This window comes from Rathayibacter sp. VKM Ac-2835, assembly GCF_013266705.1.
GTDB lineage: Bacteria > Actinomycetota > Actinomycetes > Actinomycetales > Microbacteriaceae > Rathayibacter.
In genome coordinates this window covers 361,430-378,248 of sequence record NZ_JABSNQ010000004.1, presented here as the reverse complement: position 1 = coordinate 378,248, position 16,819 = coordinate 361,430, and the positions used below count along the sequence as shown (strand labels likewise).

Genomic DNA, 16,819 nt, shown 5'->3' with positions numbered 1-16,819 from the left:
AGCCGTGACGGGCGTCAGCCGGCGGCGTGCGTCCGTTCCGGGGGATCCGGAAGGGCAGAGCTCCCTTCCTGCTGGTCGAGCAGTCCCGCAGGGGCGTATCGACACCAGGCGTCCTCAGCAGGGCGGGTCTGCAGGCTCCTGTCCGGAGAGTGGTGGATCTCGAGACGCCCGCTTCGCGGGCTACTCGATCAGCATCATCGACTCCACACCGACAAGGGCGTTCGACAGAGGCACGCTGACATGGTGGTCGAGTCGCTCCGCAGGGGCGTATCGAGACTCGGGCCACTCGGCAGTGCAGGTCTGCGCACGGCGTCTTCTGACGTGGGTGGATCTCGATACGCGCCCTGAGGGCGCTAGTCGATCAGCACGGGTCCCGCCGGGCGGACGCCGTCCGAGCCGCCGAGCGGCGGTCCCGCGTCGCCTCCCCATGGTGAGTGGGGGAGGAGCCGCGCCACTCGCTGCTGGTCGAGCAGCCCCGCAGGGGCGCATCGAGACCAGGGGTCCTCAGCAGGGCGGGTCTGCAGACTCTCGTTCCGACGCTGGTGGATCTCGATACGCCCGCTTCGCGGGCTGCTCGATCAGCATGAATGTGCGCGTTCGCGTGACTCGATCAGCATGGTCCCTCGGGCTGGCGTCATCCGATCAGCACGATCGCGCGCGCTGGCGTCGTTCGATCAGCACGGCTCCGCTGCCGGCGGGCGCCGTCGTCAGTGGGGCTCCGTGCCCTGCACGGGCTGGTCGGGCGGCGCGGGGACGACGAAGGGCCCGGACGCTGTGCGTCCGGGCCCTTCGGGGGAGCGGGTCAGTGCTCGCTGTGCGAGCTCTCGAGCTCCTTCTGGGTGACGGGGGTGATCCGGTCCTCGAAGAACCAGCGGGAGAGGCCGGCGCGGACGCGCTGCGGGGCGGTGATGCGGCCGCGGGAGTCCGGACGGATCATGAGGGGCTCGTACTCCTCCTGGCCGACCAGCTTCCAGCGCTCGTAGGCGTCGATCTGCTGGTGCACCTCGATGAACTCGCCGCCGGGGAGGCGGACGATGCGGCCGGACTCGAAGCCGTGCAGAGCGATCTCGCGGTCCTTCTTCTGCAGGGCGAGGCAGATGCGCTTCGTGACGAAGTACGCGATGACCGGGCCTGCGAAGAGGAGGAACTGCAGGGCGTGGATCACGCCCTCCATCGTGAGGTGGAAGTGCGTCGCGATGATGTCGGAGGACGCCGCGGCCCAGAGGACGGCGTAGAACGTGACTCCGGCGGCACCGATCGCGGTGCGGGTCGCGGCGTTGCGCGGGCGGTCGAGCAGGTGGTGCTCGCGCTTGTCACCGGTGATCCAGGCCTCGAGGAACGGGTACAGCAGCACCACGACGATGAACAGACCGACCACCGAGAGCGGCAGGAGGATGTTGAACGAGATCGTGCCGAGGCCCGGGATGGCCCACTCGAGTCCCGGCGGGACCAGACGCAGCGCGCCGTCCGCGAAGCCGATGTACCAGTCCGGCTGGGTGCCGGCGGAGACGGGCGACGGGTCGTACGGGCCGTAGTTCCAGATCGGGTTGATCGTGAACAGCGAGGCGATGAGGACGACGACGCCGAAGACGATGAAGAAGAATCCACCGGCCTTGGCGGCGTAGACCGGCAGCACCGGGTAGCCGACGACGTTCTGCTCGGTCTTGCCCGCACCGGGGAACTGGGTGTGCTTGTGCACGACCACGAAGACGAGGTGCAGGGCGATGAAGGCGAGCACCAGCGCCGGCAGCAGCAGGATGTGCAGGGTGTAGAGGCGGCCGACGATGTCGGTGCCCGGGAACTCGCCGCCGAAGAGGAGGAACGAGACCCAGGTGCCGACGATCGGGATGCCCTTGACCATGCCGTCGATGATGCGGAGACCGTTGCCCGAGAGCAGGTCGTCGGGGAGGGAGTAGCCGGTGAAGCCCTCGGCCATCGCGAGGATGAAGAGGACGAAGCCGATGACCCAGTTGATCTCGCGCGGCTTGCGGAACGCACCGGTGAAGAAGATGCGCAGCATGTGCAGGCCGATCGAGGCCACGAACAGCAGAGCCGCCCAGTGGTGGATCTGGCGCATCAGCAGGCCGCCGCGGATGTCGAACGAGATGTCGAGCGACGAGGCCATCGCCGCGGACATCTCGATGCCCTTGAGCGGCAGGTAGCTGCCCTCGTAGTGCGTCTCGACCATCGAGGCCTGGTAGAAGAACGTGAGGAAGGTGCCCGAGAGCAGGATGATCACGAAGCTGTAGAGCGCGACCTCGCCGAGGAGGAACGACCAGTGGTCCGGGAAGATCTTGCGGCCGAACTCCTTGACGACCGCCGAGATGCTCGTGCGCTCGTCGATGTAGTTGGAGGCCTTGCCGACGTATCCCTTCTGCAGCTTGCCGCTGCCGAGGATGACGCCGTCGCCGGGCTCCGCGGGCGAGGCCGCGGGGCGGGAGGGTGTGGTGGTGGACATGTGTGTCATCGCTCCCAGAAGGATGGTCCGACCGGCTCCGTGAAGTCGCTGCGGGCGACCAGGTATCCGTCGGCGTCGATGGTGATGGGGAGCTGCGGAAGCGGGCGCTTCGCAGGACCGAAGATGACCTCGGCCTCGCGCTTGATGTCGAACTGCGACTGGTGGCACGGGCACAGGAGGTGGTGGGTCTGCTGCTCGTACAGCGCCACGGGGCAGCCGACGTGCGTGCAGATCTTGGAGTAGGCGACGATGCCGTCGTAGTTCCAGGTCTCGCGACCCTCGCTGACGGTGAGGTCCTCGGGCTTCAGGCGCATCAGGAGGACGGCGGCCTTGGCCTTCTCCTCCAGCTTGCCCTCGACCTCGTCGAGTCCCTCGGGGATGACGTGGAAGGCGGAGCCCAGCGTGACGTCCGACGCGAGGATCGGCGCTCCGGAGGGGTCCAGGGTGAGCCGCGTGCCCTCGCGCCACATCGTGGTCTTGAGGAGGGCGACGGGGTTCTGGTCCTGCGGTCCGAGGCCACGGAACAGGATCACGGCGGGCAGGGGGAAGACGACCAGCGAGGCGATGAGGCTGTTGCGGATCAGCGAGCGCCGGCCGAAGCCGGACTCCTTGTCCGACTGGTCGAAGATCTCGAGCGCGCGGGCGCGGGTGTCCTCCGCGCTGCGGACGGGGTGGCGGATGTCGATGCCCTCGTGGTCGGACATGAGCTGCTTGCCCCAGTGGACCGCGGCGATGCCGATGGCCAGGAGGGCGAGCGACATGCCCAGACCGATGAACAGGGTGTTCAGCCGGACCGACTCGATGCTCTCCGTGATCGGGAACGCCATGTAGGCGGCCACCGCGAAGATCGAGCCCGCGAAGGAGAGGTAGAAGAGCGTGTAGACCGTGCGCTCGGCCCGCTTCGCGACCTTGGGGTCGACGTCGGTCATCCGGGGACGGTGCGGCGGGAGGCCCGGGTCCTGGACGCGGTCCCGCGTCACGACCGCGGTGCCGGCCGGAGCACTCCCGTGCCCGGTGGCCGACGAGGTGGCGAGGTCGGTGCCACCCTCATCGTGCTCTGCCATGGTTCTCCTTTTCACGCCGTGTCGACGCCGCTCGGCGTCGTGGGGGGTCGAGCGCCCGCCAGGGCGCCGGTGTCTGCTAGTTGGATCGTGCGGTGATCCACACCGTCAGGGCGACGATGGAACCGAGTCCGAAGATCCAGAGGAAGAGGCCTTCGGCGACGGGGCCGAGGGAGCCCAGGGCGAATCCGCCCGGGGAAGGGTTGGCCTCGATGTACTTGAGGTAGGAGATGATGTCGCGCTTGTCTTCCGGCGAGATGTTGAGGTCGTTGAAGACCGGCATGTTCTGCGGGCCGGTGACCATCGCCTCGTAGATGTGCGCCTCGGTCACGCCGCCCAGAGGGGGAGCGAACTTGCCCTCCGTGAGGGCGCCGCCGGCGCCGGCGACGTTGTGGCACATGGCGCAGTTGATCCGGAAGAGCTCGGCGCCGTTGGCCGAGTCGCCCTGGGCGTCGAGGACCTCGCCGGTGGGGATGGCGGGGCCGGGCGCCAGCGAGGCGACGTACGCCGCCAGCTCGGCGACCTGGTCGTCGGTGAACTGCACCGGCTTCTCGAGGGCCTGCGGACCGTGCATCTGCATCGGCATGCGGCCGGTGCCGACCTGGAAGTCGACAGAGGCGGCGCCGACGCCGATCAGCGACGGGGCGTTGTCGGTGCCCGCGGCGTCGAGGCCGTGGCAGGTGGCGCAGTTGGCGGCGAAGAGCTTCGAGCCCTCGTCGATCGTCTGCTGGCTGGTGGCCGACGTCTCGGCGGAGGCGGAGGTCGCGACGCCGACGGCCGCGTAGGTGCCGCCGGTGAGGCCGAGGCCGATCGCGATCAGGGCCAGCGTGGCCAGGGGGTGACGGCGACCCTTCTTGGCGCGGCTCTTCGTCTTCGGGGAGGCCATCGAGGCAACCTTCCTGCGGGGTTCGGGAGTGTGGTGGGGCATGGAGGCGGCTGGCCTCACTTCAGGAAGTAGATGACGACGAACAGGCCGACCCAGACGACGTCGACGAAGTGCCAGTAGTAGGACACGACGATCGCGCTGGTCGCCTCCTTGTGGCCGAAGTTCTTGACGGCGAAGGCGCGGCCGATGACGAGGAGGAAGGCGATGAGGCCGCCGGTCACGTGCAGGGCGTGGAAGCCGGTCGTGAGGTAGAAGGCCGAGCCGTAGGCGTTGCTCGAGAGCGTGACGCCCTCGGAGACGAGGGTCGCGTACTCGAGGACCTGACCGCAGACGAAGACCGCGCCGAGGGCGTAGGTGAGGAAGAACCACTCGACCATGCCCCACTTGAACGGGCTCAGCCCGGTGGAGCGGGGCTGCAGGCGCTCAGCGGCGAAGACGCCGAACTGGCAGGTGAACGACGAGGCGACCAGGATCACCGTGTTCACGCTCGCGTAGGGGACGTTCAGGATGCTGGTCTCGGCCGACCACAGCTCCGGGGAGGTGCTGCGGAGGGTGAAGTAGATCGCGAACAGGCCCGCGAAGAACATGACCTCGCTGCCCAGCCAGACGATCGTTCCGACCGCGACCGGGTTGGGTCGGTTCACTGCGGGCACGGTGGCCGTGGGGGAGAGAGAGGTGCTCGTCACACAGACCATTATGGACGATCGCAAGGGGGGGAACTCGCACTTCCCGTAGGGCCTTCGTCGTCGCATAATCTGAGAGCCATGTCGGAAACCCTGTCCTGGCCGCGCATTCTCGGCTCCCTCCTCGACTCCTCCGATCTCTCGGTGTCGGAGGCGACCTGGGCCATGGAGCGGGTGATGCAGGGCGAGGCGACGCCGGCGCAGCTCGCCGGCCTCCTGATCGCGCTGCGCGCCAAGGGCGAGACGGTCGACGAGATCGTCGGCTTCCGCGACGCGATCCTCGAGCACGCGGTGCCGCTGGACGTGGATCCGATGGCCCTCGACATCGTCGGGACCGGCGGGGACCGCTTCGGCACGGTCAACATCTCCTCCACCGCGTCGATCATCGCGGCGGCGGCCGGCACTCCGTTGATCAAGCACGGCAACCGCGCGGCGTCCTCGTCGTCGGGGTCCTCCGACGTGCTCGCGGCGCTGGGCGTCGATCTGACGCTGCCGGCCGAGCGGGTGGCCGAGGTGTTCCGCCGGACGAACATCGCCTTCGTCTTCGCGGCGATGTTCCACCCCGGTTTCCGCCACGCCGGCCCGGTGCGGGCCGAGCTCGGCGTGCCCACCGTCTTCAACTTCCTCGGGCCGCTCTGCAACCCGGCGCGCCCCGAGGCCTCCGCCGTCGGCGTGGCGCACCTCGACCGGGTGCCGCTCTTCGTCGGGGTGTTCCAGACCCGGGGCGCGACCGCGCTGGTCTTCCGCGGGGACGACGGACTCGACGAGCTGTCGACCACCGGGCACAGCCACATCTGGGAGGTCTCGCGCGGCTCGGTCGTCGAGCACGACCTCGACCCGCGCGACCTCGGCATCCGCCGCGCCAGCATCGACCAGCTCCGCGGGCGCGACGCCGCGTACAACGCGCAGGTCGTCCGCTCGGTCCTGGCCGGCGAGGAGGGGCCGGTGCGCGACATCGTGCTGCTGAACGCGGCGGCGGGCCTGATCGCCTTCGATCTGGCGCGCGACCCCGGGCTGATCCGCACGGCGATCCTGGACCGCTTCCGCTCGGCGCTCGAGCGCGCCGCGGACGCGGTCGACTCCGGTGCCGCGACGGCGAAGCTCGACCAGTGGGTCGACGAGACGCAGCGCTCGAGCTGAGCCCGCTCGGAGACCGGCGCCCGCGCCCGGAACGGAGTCTGTGCCGGGACGGTGCTCGGGCGTAACGTGGAGCCGCTGTCCGCGACGGTGCGGCGCGCCCTGGAGGAGACCTCGATGAAGAAGCTCATCAACGACCCGAAGAACGTCGTCGCGGAGTCCGTGGCCGGATTCGGCCTCGCGCACGCCGATCTGGTGCGGGTCGAGCCGGACCCGCTGTTCGTGGTGCGCGTCGACGCGCCGCGGCAGGGGAAGGTCGGCATCGTCAGCGGCGGCGGCAGCGGGCACGAGCCGCTGCACGCGGGGTTCGTCGGGTTCGGGATGCTGGATGCGGCGGTGCCCGGGCCGGTCTTCACCTCGCCGACCCCCGATCCGATCGTGGCGGCGACCCAGGCGGTGGACGGCGGTGCGGGCGTCCTGCACATCGTGAAGAACTACACCGGCGACGTGCTGAACTTCGAGACCGCGGCCGACCTGGCCCTCGCCGAGGGCGTGGAGGTCCGCTCGGTGATCGTCGATGACGACGTGGCGGTGAAGGACTCCCTCTACACGGCCGGACGGCGCGGCGTGGCCGGGACCGTGATGGTGGAGAAGATCGCCGGCGCTGCCGCCGAGCGCGGCGACTCGCTGGACGAGGTGGCGGCGATCGCCGAGACGGTCGTCGCGAACGTCCGCTCGATGGGCGTCGCGCTGCGGCCGTGCACGGTGCCGCACGCGGGGGAGCCGAGCTTCGAGCTGGCCGAGGACGAGATCGAGATCGGCATCGGCATCCACGGGGAGCCCGGCCGAGAGCGGATCCCGCTCGAGCCGGCCGACCGGATCGTCGACCGCCTGCTCGCTCCGATCCTCGAGGACCTGCCCCTCTCCTCCGGCGACGAGGTGCTGCTCTTCGTCAACGGACTCGGCGGCACCCCGCAGATCGAGCTCTACCTGGTCTACCGCCGCGCGGCGGAGGTGCTCGCCGAGAAGGGCGTCACCGTGCAGCGGAGCCTGGTCGGCAGCTACGTCACCTCGCTCGAGATGCAGGGCGTCTCGATCACGCTGCTGAAGCTCGACGCGGCGCTGACCGAGCTCTGGGACGCGCCGGTGCAGACCGCGGCGCTGCGCTGGGGGCGCTGAGCCCGCCCGAGCACGGGGCGGGCGTGCGGCCCGGACGGGGACGCGCGAGGACGAGGACACGACGGCCGCAGAGGCGGCACAGGGAAGAGGACGGACCGATGCAGGACGGATCAGTGCAGGACGCACCGGGGCAGGACGGACGGGGGCCGCAGGGGCTCGACGCGGCATGGGCCGTGGCCTGGGTCCGCGGGGCGGCGCAGGCGGTCTCGGAGCACCGGGTGGAGCTGATCACGCTCGACCGGGCGATCGGCGACGGCGACCACGGCGAGAACATGGACCGCGGCTTCCAGGCCGTGGTGGCGAAGCTCGATGCGGCTCCCGAGCCGACGACGCCCGCCGAGGTGCTCAAGCTGGTGGCGACCACGCTGATCTCGACGGTGGGCGGCGCCTCCGGCCCGCTCTTCGGCACCGCGTTCCTCAAGGCGTCCGGCGCGGTCGCCGGGCAGGAGTCGCTCGACGGTGCGACGGTCGCGGCTCTGCTGGCGGCGGCCCGCGACGGCGTCGTGCTGCGCGGCAAGGCCGAGGTCGGCGACAAGACGATGGTCGACGCCTGGACCCCGGCGGTCGAGGCGGCGGCGGGTGCCGCTGAGGGCGGAGCCTCGCCGTCGGCGGTGCTCGCGGCAGCCGCGGACGCGGCGCAGATCGGCGCGGAGTCGACCGACCCGCTCGTGGCGCGGAAGGGCCGGGCGAGCTATCTGGGCGAGCGGGCCGTCGGGCACCGCGACCCGGGCAGCGTCTCGAGCGTCCTGCTGCTGCGCGCGGCGGCCGAGGCGGCGGCGTGAGCGTCGGGCTCGTCCTCGTCTCGCACAGCGCGCGGCTGGCGGAGGGGCTGGCGGAGCTGGCGGCGCAGATGGCGCCGGACGTCGCCCTCATCGCCGCGGGCGGCACGGACGACGGCGGCATCGGGACGAGCTTCGAGCGGATCACCGCGGCGCTGGCCGAGGCCGACTCCGGGGACGGCGCCGTGGTGCTCTGCGACCTCGGCTCGGCGATCATGACGGCCGAGACCGCAGTGGAGTTCCTGGACGACGAGGCGCGGGAGCGGGTGCGGATCGCGGACGCTCCGCTCGTGGAGGGCGCGATCGCGGCGGCGGTCGCGGCCGGGACCGGGGCCGCCCTGGCCGACGTGCTCGCGGCGGCCGAGTCCGCGAGGGGCGCGCTCCTCGCCGAGCAGCCGACCGCGGCGGCGGCCGGGAGTCCGAGCACCCGGCGGACCGTGCGGCTGGTCAATCCGAACGGGCTGCACGCCCGCCCGGCGGCCGACTTCGTCACGCTCGCGACCCGCTTCGACGCGCGGATCGACGTGAACGGCAAGGACGCGACGAGTCTGCTCGGCGTGATGTCGCTGGGGCTGGACCGCGGCGACGAGGTCGCGATCTCGGCGACCGGGCCCGAGGCGGAGGAGGCCGTGGGCCGGCTCGCGGAGCTGGTCGAGTCGGGCTTCGGCGAGGTCTAGCGACGCGGGCTCAGGGGGCGCCCGGAGGCGCCTCCTACCCTGAGGGCATGCCTCTGCGCGGAACCCGACCCCCGTCCGTCCTGCTCCGGCGCGTCCTCGGGGTGCCGCGGGTGATCCGCCGGGCCGACGCCCGCGCCGCCCGGACGCTGAACGCTCGCCGCCCGGTGCCGCTCGTGGACGGCGCGCTCGTCGGGCTCTCCCGGGCCGCCGATCACGGCGTGCTCTGGTTCGGGCTGGGTGCGCTGCTGCTGATCGCCGGGCGGCCCCGGGAGGCGGCGCGCGGAGCGGCCTCGCTGGCCGTCGCGAGCGCCGCGGCGAACCTCGTCGGCAAGCAGCTCTTCGGCGGGGTGCGACCGCTCGTCGTCGACGTGCCGGTGGGGCGCCGGCTCGCCCGCGTGCCCACCTCGCCCAGCTTCCCCTCCGGCCACGCGGCGAGCGCCGCCGCCTTCGCCGCCGGGGTCGCGCTGGAGAACCCGCGCGTCGGGCTGGCCGTCGCGCCGTTCGCCGCGGCCGTCGCCTTCTCGCGCCTGCACGTCGGGGTGCACTGGCTCTCGGACGTGGTCGGCGGAGCCACGCTCGGAGCGGCCGTCGCGGGCCTCGGGAAGGCGCTGGTCCCGGCGCGTCCGCGGCACGTCCCCGTCTCGGAGCGGGCGAGCCGGCCGCCGGTCGACGTGCGGCCGCTCGGCGACGGGGCGCAGCTGCTGGTGGTGCTGAACCCGAGTGCCGGGCGCGACTCCCACCGGCCGGATCCGGAGCCGCTCATCCTGCAGCGCTTCCCGGCGGCGCGGGTGCACCGGCTCGCCGACGGCGAGGACCTGGGCGAGGTCGTGCGAGCGGCGCGCGCCGGCGACGCTCCGCCCGAGGTGCTGGGCGTCTACGGCGGCGACGGCACGATGGCGGTCGGCGCCGGGCTCGCGCGGGCCGAGGGGATGACGCTGCTGGTGCTGCCCGGCGGGACGATGAACCACTTCGCCAAGGCACTGGGCCTGGTCACGATCGAGGACGCGCTGGCGGCGGCGGCGCACGGCGAGCGCCGGGACGTCGACGTGGCCGAGGTGACGGCCGGGGACGCCGAGCCGGTGTCGGTGCTGAACACGGTGTCGATCGGGCTGTACCCGGAGTTCGTCGCCGCGCGGGAGAAGCGCGAGAAGGTGATCGGCAAGCCGCTCGCTGCCGTCCTGGCCGCCTTCGAGGTGGTGCGCTCGACCGATCCGTTCGAGCTGCGGCGCGACGGGCGCACCGAGCTGGTCTGGTCGTACTTCGTCGGGGTGAACCGGGAGCACCCGCGCACCGCGACTCCGCTCGCCCGGCGCCGCCTGGACGACGGGCACCTCGACATCCGCGTCCTGCACTCGGGCCGGACGCCGCGGACGCGCGGGGCGGTGTCGCTCGCGCTCGGGCGGGGGGCGACTCCGCTCGTCGGGCGCGTGCCCGGCTGGCGGGCTCCGGTGGTCGAGTCGACCAGCACGCCCGAGGTCGTGGTCGGTGCGCGGCGGCCGGCCGGTGTCGACCCGGAGTGGGCGCACGACGGCGAGAGCGAGGTGTTCGACGGCGAGCCGTCGGGCTTCCACGAGGCGAGCGTGCGGGTCGTGCCGCTGGGGCTGCGGGTCTACTCCGCGGCGGACGAGCGCGAGCGGGACGAGCGCGAGCGGGACGAGAGCGGACCTCGGAAGTAAAGCCCCCGGCGGATCTCCACCCGGACGGCGCCGCGCCGGGGAGCGCATGCCACCCTGGGGAGGGAGCCGGCCGGGCTCTCCTGCAGCCGGCCGCTCCTCTGCAGAAGGAGTCCGCCGTGCGACGCATCCACTACGCCGAGGGGAGCGTCCTCACCGGGGACGACATCGCCGCGGCGGTGCTCGAGTACGCCCGGATGCTCGCCTCGACGGCGACCGCCGCCACCGTCGAGATCCCCGTCCGCCGCGGAGGGGACGTGCTCGCGGCCCGGCTGCTGCTCGGCCCGTCGAGCCAGATGCTCGTCGAGGACGAGCCCGAGGACGCGGTCGAGGTCGTCGACGAGGCGCTGGTCGCGGACCTGCTCGACCGGGCCCGCCGGCTCAGCCGCCCGGTGCCGATGGCGACGGACGACGACCTGGCGATGCCGTTGGACGTGCTCGACTACTGAGCGGGCCGCTGCTCCGCCGAGACGGAGCGCTCGAGGTCGTCGAGCGCGGCGACCTGACCGGCCGTGACCTCCTCGCGCGCCCGGTCGATCGGGAGCCACTCCGCCCTCTCGATCTCGGGGTAGGCGCGGACGACTCCGGAGCCGCGCGGCCACTCGAGCTCGAAGGTGTTGCTGGCGACGAACGCGATCTCGTCGGGGCACTCTGCGGCGAAGACGGTCACGGTCTTCCCGGAGCGCTGGCGGTACGAGCCGAGCAGGGCGTAGTCGAGCGCCGGGGCCGGGACGCCGATCTCCTCCTCGAACTCGCGCCGGGCGGCGTCGAGCGGTGCCTCCTCGGGCGTGTGCAGCCCCTTCGGGATCGACCAGGCGCGTGGCCGGCGGGTCCACAGCGGGCCGCCCATCCGGCCGAGGAACACCTCGCGCTCGCCGTTCCGCAGCCGGTGCAGGAGGAGTCCCGCGCTGGTGGGGCCGGTCATCGCCGCGATCCGCTCATCCCGCCATCCTGCCGCGTCGCCGTGGAAGGATCGAGGGGCCGACCCGCGATCCGCCCGGAGTGACCCCCATGAGCAGCATCGAGACCAGCAGCACCGAGACCCGCGCTGCGACCGGCAGTGCGATCGGCACTGCGCGCGTCGGCGAGGCGCTCGTCCTGCGACGGCTGCGCGAGGAGCTCGGCGCAGCGGTGACGGCCGAGGGCCCGGACTTCGAGGCCGCGCACACCGACAAGTCGGGCTGGACCGCCGGCGGCCGTGCGCTCGCGCTGGTCCGCGCGCGCTCGGTCGCCGACGTGCAGGCGACGCTCCGGCTCGCCACCGAGCACCGGGTGCCGGTCGTCCCGCGCGGCGCGGGGACGGGGCTCGCCGCGGGCGCCGTCGGCCGGGCCGGCGCGATCGTGCTCTCGACGGCGGCCATGGACCGGATCCTCGAGATCTCGCTCGAGGACGAGCTGGCGGTCGTCGAGCCGGGCGTGCTCAACCAGGCGCTGTCCGACGCGGTCGCGGCCGACGGGCTCATCTTCTCGCCCGACCCGGCGAGCAAGGCGATCTCGAGCATCGGCGGCAACATCGCCACCAACGCGGGCGGTCTGCTCTGCGCGAAGTACGGGGTCACCCGCGAGGCGGTGCTCGGGCTCGCCGTCGTGCTGGCCGACGGGCGCCTCGTGCGGACCGGGCGGCGCAGCGTCAAGGGCGTCGCCGGCTACGACCTCACCGCGCTGCTGACCGGCTCGGAGGGGACACTCGGGGTGATCGTCGAGGCGACGGTGAAGCTCCGGCCGATCCCCACGGGCCGGGTGGTCACGATCGGCGCGTACTTCCCGAGTGTCGTGGCTGCGGCGGCCGCCTCGGCGGCGATCACGGCGGCGCGGCTGCGGCCGGCCGTGATGGAGCTGATGGACGAGGCGGCGCTCGCCGCGATCGGCCGGTACACCGGCGCGGCCCTCGACCGCGGCGCCGCCTACCTGCTCGTGCAGACCGACGGCGGGGGAGCGGAGGACGAGGCGCGCCGGATCCTCGCGATCGTGGCCGAGGCCGGCGGGGACGCCGAGTCGACGGACGACCCGGTGGCGGGCGAGGCGCTGCTCGCGGTGCGGCGGGCCTTCCATCCCGCGCTCGAGGCCGAGGGCGAGGTGCTGATCGAGGACGTCTGCGTGCCGCGCTCGGCGCTGCCCGCGATGTTCGCCGCCATCCGCGGGATCGAGGAGCGCACCGGCCTGAGCATCCCGACCGTGGCGCACGCGGGCGACGGCAATCTGCACCCGAACTTCGTCGTGCCAGCAGGGTCCGACGCGGTCGGCGAGGAGGTCTGGGCGGCGGCGGGGGAGCTGTTCCACACCGCGCTGGCGCTCGGCGGCACCCTCACCGGCGAGCACGGCGTGGGGCTGCTGAAGCGGCGCTGGCTCGCGGAGGAGCTCGGCGAGGACTCGATGGCGCTGCAGCGCGGGATCAAGGCGGTGTTCGATCCGCTCGGGATCATGAACCCGGGGGCGGTGTACTGAGGGCTTCCGCCCGGGGTCAGAGGAGCTCCTCGGCGAGGAGCCAGGCCGTCAGCACGATCGTGGCGGCCGACATCGACCAGTAGAGGATCGTCTCGCGCCAGGAGCCGGCCGAGCCGAGGACGGGGATCGCGGCGTAGCCGCCCGAGGTCCAGAGCCGGCGCAGCACGGGGGTGCGGCGCACCCAGCGGGGCGAGCGGATCCGGAGCGGCCAGAGCCCGTTGATCCCCTCGGTGGTGAGGGCGTCGCCGGCGATGTGCACGAGGTAGCCGAGCGTCGCGGCGACCTGCAGCCAGGCCCAGGTGCCGTCGGCGAGGGCGACCAGGAGCACGGTCACGACGAGCGCGCCGGCCCAGGCGATCGGCCAGGACGGCGCGGCCTTCACCGCCTTCGCGGCGAAGGCGAGGGCCGGCAGGGTGAGCACGGCGGCCAGCGAGACGGGGCCGACGAGCGGCACCGGGAAGCGCAGGGCGACCAGCAGCGGGACCAGGTACCAGACGACGGCGACGGCCAGGAGCGAGTGCATCCCGTGCCGGTGGCCGCCGCTGATGCGGCCGGCGGTCGCGGTGAGGAGGGACGCGCCGGGGGCCGAGCGCGAGATCGTCGCCCGGGCGTGGTCGGCGTCGGGGACGAGCGCCCAGCCGGCGGCGACGCCGACGCCCACCAGCCGGAGGTCGAGCGGGAGGCCGGCGAGTCCGAGCGGCGCGGCGAGGGCCGGCACGGTCGTGACGACGGACCAGGCGAGCGCACCGGAGACGGCGTGGGAGCGACCCATCACGAGAGTGCCTCCGCGGGGTGGAGATGCGGAAGGTGGAGGGGAGGGAGGTGGTGGGCGATACCGGACTCGAACCGATGACCTCTTCCGTGTGAAGGAAGCGCGCTACCAACTGCGCCAATCGCCCTGACGGCCGTCTCGTGGACGACCCGAGAAACGATCGTAGCGGATCCGCGGTGCTCCGATGCACCGCGAACGGCGCGCCACGCCCGGGTGAACAGCGGATTGCGGGCCGGTTTCGCGCGGAAAGACGCGGGTCCGGCGTCTCGGCACGCGAAACGGGGCGCCCTCGATTTGGAAGTTCGCGCGGCGTTCGGATACAGTCTTCTAGGACGAGCCGGGCAGCGAAAGCGCCGGGGAGACAGGCACGAGCAACACGGCAGTAGCAACACGGCAGTACAGCAAGACCAACACATCATGCGGATGTGGCGCAGTGGTAGCGCATCACCTTGCCAAGGTGAGGGTCGCGAGTTCGAATCTCGTCATCCGCTCGAAGACCGGCCCCCGGGCCGGTGTTTCACCTGGTCGGCCCCGAGAGATCACTCTCCGAGGGGCCGCCGACACCGAATCCCGTACACGGTGGATTGGCCGAGAGGCGAGGCAGCGGCCTGCAAAGCCGTATACACGGGTTCGAATCCCGTATCCACCTCGATCGTTCACCGAACGAGGCGCTCCTTCGCAGAGCAGCGGGCGATTGGCGCAGCGGTAGCGCGCTTCCCTGACACGGAAGAGGTCACTGGTTCGATCCCAGTATCGCCCACCACGACGACACCCCCGGCCCCGGCCGGGGGTGTCGTGCGTTGACGGCCGGCTCGACGTCCCCGGCTGCGCGGTCTAGCCTCGCAGGGTGTCAGCCTCGATCGCCGTCGGCCACGGCACCGTCCTCCGCCTGATCGCCCGCGAGGACGGCCCCGCACTCGCGAGCGCGTACCGCCGCAACCGGCTCCGGCTCGCGCCGTGGGAGCCGACGCGCTCGGCCCGGTTCTTCGAGGCCGGCGGGCAGACCGACGCGATCGCCGACGCCCTGCACGGGCACCGGTCCGGAGCGCTCCTCCCGCTGGTGCTCGAGCGCGGCGACGAGCTCGTCGGGCGGGTGACGCTCTCGAACGTGGTGCACGGCGCCTTCGACAGCGCGGACCTCGGCTACTGGGTCGACGGCGAGCTCGAGGGCCGCGGGGTGATGACCCGGGCGGTCGGCGCGACGCTCGGCCTCGCCCGCGACGAGCTGCGGCTGCACCGGGTGCAGGCGGGCACGCTGCTGCACAACGTCGGCTCGCAGACGGTGCTCGAGCGCAACGGCTTCGAGCGCATCGGCACGGCCCGCCGCTACCTGCGGATCGCGGGGGAGTGGCAGGACCACCTGCTCTTCCAGGTGCTGCTGGAGGACACGGCAGCGACTCCCCTCCTGCCGCCGCAGGCCCCGCCGATCCGGCTCGTCTAGGGTGAGCGGCGCCGACGCTCGCTCGGTGCGGCGAGGCGGAGGGACGGCGGACGATGAGGCGCACGATCGGCGGACGCGGGTTCGACTTCGAGCGGGAGGTCGCGGTGATGGCGGTCGTGAACCGCACGCCGGACTCCTTCTACGACAAGGGCTCCACCTTCGCGCTCGACCGTGCCGTCGAGGCGGCCGTGCGGGCCGCCGAGCAGGGCGCCGACTGGGTCGACATCGGCGGGGTGCCGTTCGGCCGCGGGCCCGCCGTCTCGCTCCAGGAGGAGCTGGACCGGGTGGTGCCGGTGGTCGCGGGCATCCACGAGCGCAGCGACGTGGTGATCTCCGTCGACACGACCCGCGCCGAGGTGGCCCGGGCGAGCATCGCCGAGGGCGCCTCCGTCGTCAACGACACCAGCGGGCTGCACGATCCCGGGATGCTCGCGGTGCTGGCGGGCTCCTCCGCGCAGCTCGTCGTCACGCACAGCCTCGGCGCGCCGCGGAGCGAACCGGCGGCGCCGCAGTACGACGACGTCGTGGCGGAGGTGATCGAGCACCTGCGCGTCCGGGTCGACCGGGCGCGGGCGGCGGGGATCCCCGACGACCGGCTGATCGCCGATCCCGGCCACGATCTCAACAAGAACACGCTGCACACGCTCGAGCTGACCCGACGGCTGGGGGAGCTCGCGGTGCTCGGGCTCCCCGTGCTCGCGGCGGTCTCGAACAAGGACTTCATCGGCGAGACCCTGGACCGGCCGCAGGGCGAGCGGCTCGAGGGCTCGCTGGCGGCGGCGGTGATCTGCATCCTGAACGGGGCGCGGATCGTCCGGATGCACGACGTGCGGCAGGCGGTGGACGCGGTGCGGCTGACGGAGGCGGTGCTCGGCTGGCGCGCTCCGGCGTATCTGCGGCACAACGTCGCGGCCGACGAGACGGCGGCCGGCGCGTGAGCGCGCGGATCGATCGGCTCCGGCCCGCGCCGGCTGCGGACCTGGACGACGGGCAGCTGCTCGCGGCCTATGCGGAGGGCGCGGGTGACCGCTGGCTGCGGGTGAACTTCGTCTCGAGCATCGACGGCGCGGTGACGCGCGAGGGCGTCTCGGGGGCGCTGGGCGGCGAGGCGGACCTGCGGGTCTTCGACCTGCTGCGGCGCCTGGCCGACGTGGTGCTGGTCGCGGCCGGGACGGTGCGGACCGAGGGCTACGGGCCGATGGTGCTCGGCGACGAGGCCGTGGCGGCGCGGACGGCGGCGGGGCTGCCTCCGCACCCGGTGTTCGCGATCGTGTCGGGGTCGCTGGACCTCGATCCCGCGTCGCGGATCTTCACCGAGGCGCCGGTGCGGCCGATCGTCGTGACGACGGCCGCCTCGCCGGAGCGGCGGCGCGCGGAGCTGGCCGACGTGGCCGACGTGCTGGTCTGCGGCGAGGACGCGCTGGATGCGGGCCCGATGCGCGCGCGGCTCGTCGAGCGCGGGCTCGGCCGGATCCACTGCGAGGGCGGTCCGGGCCTCCTCGGCACGCTGCTGGCGGCGGACGCCGTCGACGAGCTGTGCCTGACGATCAGCCCGTCGCTCGAGTCGGGTGACGCCGGCCGCATCGCCCGCGGCGCTGCGACGCCGCGCGACATGCGCCTCGCTCACGTGCTCGTCGCCGGCGACACCCTCCTCCTCCGCTACCTGCGCTGACGGTCCGCGAGATGCC

16 protein-coding genes and 4 tRNA genes are annotated in these 16,819 nt (G+C 72.8%); 13 read left to right on the top strand and 7 right to left on the bottom strand.

The genetic code is table 11. The features are described from left to right. Positions 1–802: 802 nt before the first annotated feature. The 4 genes from HRK28_RS18255 to HRK28_RS18240 form a co-directional block, all read right to left on the bottom strand. The gene (locus tag HRK28_RS18255) at positions 803–2,458 is read right to left on the bottom strand and encodes a cytochrome bc complex cytochrome b subunit (RefSeq protein ID WP_160089963.1); all 1,656 of its coding nucleotides are present in this window, start codon (positions 2,456–2,458) and stop codon (positions 803–805) included. Positions 2,459–2,463: 5 nt separating this feature from the next. Beyond that, the gene (locus tag HRK28_RS18250) at positions 2,464–3,522 is read right to left on the bottom strand and encodes a ubiquinol-cytochrome c reductase iron-sulfur subunit (protein ID WP_160089961.1); all 1,059 of its coding nucleotides are present in this window, start codon (positions 3,520–3,522) and stop codon (positions 2,464–2,466) included. 76 nt (positions 3,523–3,598) lie between these two features. Beyond that, positions 3,599–4,405 carry a c-type cytochrome gene (locus tag HRK28_RS18245; protein ID WP_123446157.1) on the bottom strand — a complete coding sequence of 269 codons (807 nt, stop codon included), beginning with the start codon at positions 4,403–4,405 and terminating at the stop codon, positions 3,599–3,601. A 56-nt stretch (positions 4,406–4,461) separates the two neighbouring features. Beyond that, positions 4,462–5,100, bottom strand: coding sequence for a heme-copper oxidase subunit III (locus HRK28_RS18240; protein ID WP_123446158.1), 639 nt, complete (start codon positions 5,098–5,100; stop codon positions 4,462–4,464). Positions 5,101–5,169: 69 nt separating this feature from the next. Here HRK28_RS18240 and trpD point away from each other — a divergent pair, with 69 nt between their 5' ends. The 6 genes from trpD (at position 5,170) to HRK28_RS18210 (ending at position 10,922) form a co-directional block, all read left to right on the top strand. After that, on the top strand, positions 5,170–6,228 hold the full coding sequence (trpD, locus tag HRK28_RS18235) for an anthranilate phosphoribosyltransferase (RefSeq protein ID WP_173252604.1): 1,059 nt from the start codon (positions 5,170–5,172) through the stop codon (positions 6,226–6,228). Positions 6,229–6,342: 114 nt separating this feature from the next. Then, positions 6,343–7,344 (top strand): dihydroxyacetone kinase subunit DhaK, encoded by a 1,002-nt coding sequence (gene dhaK, locus HRK28_RS18230; protein WP_173252603.1) that lies wholly within the window; start codon positions 6,343–6,345, stop codon positions 7,342–7,344. 98 nt (positions 7,345–7,442) lie between these two features. Next, positions 7,443–8,126, top strand: coding sequence for a dihydroxyacetone kinase subunit DhaL (gene dhaL, locus HRK28_RS18225; protein WP_173252602.1), 684 nt, complete (start codon positions 7,443–7,445; stop codon positions 8,124–8,126). Then, the gene (dhaM, locus tag HRK28_RS18220) at positions 8,123–8,800 is read left to right on the top strand and encodes a dihydroxyacetone kinase phosphoryl donor subunit DhaM (protein ID WP_160089954.1); all 678 of its coding nucleotides are present in this window, start codon (positions 8,123–8,125) and stop codon (positions 8,798–8,800) included. The genes dhaL and dhaM overlap by 4 nt, the downstream gene beginning before the upstream one ends. Before the next feature lie 47 nt (positions 8,801–8,847). Continuing rightward, positions 8,848–10,476 carry a bifunctional phosphatase PAP2/diacylglycerol kinase family protein gene (locus HRK28_RS18215; protein WP_173252601.1) on the top strand — a complete coding sequence of 543 codons (1,629 nt, stop codon included), beginning with the start codon at positions 8,848–8,850 and terminating at the stop codon, positions 10,474–10,476. Between the two features lie 116 nt (positions 10,477–10,592). Next, positions 10,593–10,922 (top strand): hypothetical protein, encoded by a 330-nt coding sequence (locus HRK28_RS18210; protein WP_160089950.1) that lies wholly within the window; start codon positions 10,593–10,595, stop codon positions 10,920–10,922. On the opposite strand, the gene HRK28_RS18205 is transcribed toward HRK28_RS18210, so the two are convergent. Beyond that, positions 10,916–11,398, bottom strand: coding sequence for an NUDIX domain-containing protein (locus HRK28_RS18205; protein ID WP_160089948.1), 483 nt, complete (start codon positions 11,396–11,398; stop codon positions 10,916–10,918). The genes HRK28_RS18210 and HRK28_RS18205 overlap by 7 nt on opposite strands. A gap of 86 nt (positions 11,399–11,484) precedes the next feature. Here HRK28_RS18205 and HRK28_RS18200 point away from each other — a divergent pair, with 86 nt between their 5' ends. Then, on the top strand, positions 11,485–12,918 hold the full coding sequence (locus tag HRK28_RS18200) for an FAD-binding oxidoreductase (protein ID WP_173252600.1): 1,434 nt from the start codon (positions 11,485–11,487) through the stop codon (positions 12,916–12,918). Between the two features lie 16 nt (positions 12,919–12,934). Here the strand turns inward: HRK28_RS18200 and HRK28_RS18195 are convergent, their stop codons facing one another. Then, positions 12,935–13,690 (bottom strand): metal-dependent hydrolase, encoded by a 756-nt coding sequence (locus tag HRK28_RS18195; RefSeq protein ID WP_160089944.1) that lies wholly within the window; start codon positions 13,688–13,690, stop codon positions 12,935–12,937. 51 nt (positions 13,691–13,741) lie between these two features. Next, a tRNA-Val gene (locus HRK28_RS18190) sits at positions 13,742–13,817 on the bottom strand. Between the two features lie 292 nt (positions 13,818–14,109). On the opposite strand from HRK28_RS18190, the gene HRK28_RS18185 reads away from it, so the two are divergent. The 6 genes from HRK28_RS18185 to HRK28_RS18160 all read left to right on the top strand — a co-directional run bounded on the left by HRK28_RS18185 (position 14,110) and on the right by HRK28_RS18160 (position 16,803). Continuing rightward, positions 14,110–14,181: transfer RNA gene (locus HRK28_RS18185), tRNA-Gly, on the top strand. Positions 14,182–14,268: 87 nt separating this feature from the next. Further along, positions 14,269–14,339 (top strand) — tRNA-Cys (locus HRK28_RS18180). A 39-nt stretch (positions 14,340–14,378) separates the two neighbouring features. After that, positions 14,379–14,453, top strand: a tRNA-Val gene (locus tag HRK28_RS18175). Between the two features lie 84 nt (positions 14,454–14,537). Beyond that, positions 14,538–15,131, top strand: coding sequence for a GNAT family N-acetyltransferase (locus HRK28_RS18170; protein WP_160089942.1), 594 nt, complete (start codon positions 14,538–14,540; stop codon positions 15,129–15,131). A gap of 53 nt (positions 15,132–15,184) precedes the next feature. Continuing rightward, positions 15,185–16,069, top strand: a complete 885-nt coding sequence (gene folP, locus HRK28_RS18165) for a dihydropteroate synthase (protein ID WP_160089940.1) — start codon at positions 15,185–15,187, stop codon at positions 16,067–16,069. After that, positions 16,066–16,803 (top strand): pyrimidine reductase family protein, encoded by a 738-nt coding sequence (locus tag HRK28_RS18160; RefSeq protein WP_173252599.1) that lies wholly within the window; start codon positions 16,066–16,068, stop codon positions 16,801–16,803. The genes folP and HRK28_RS18160 overlap by 4 nt, the downstream gene beginning before the upstream one ends. The last annotated feature ends 16 nt before the right edge of the window (positions 16,804–16,819 follow it).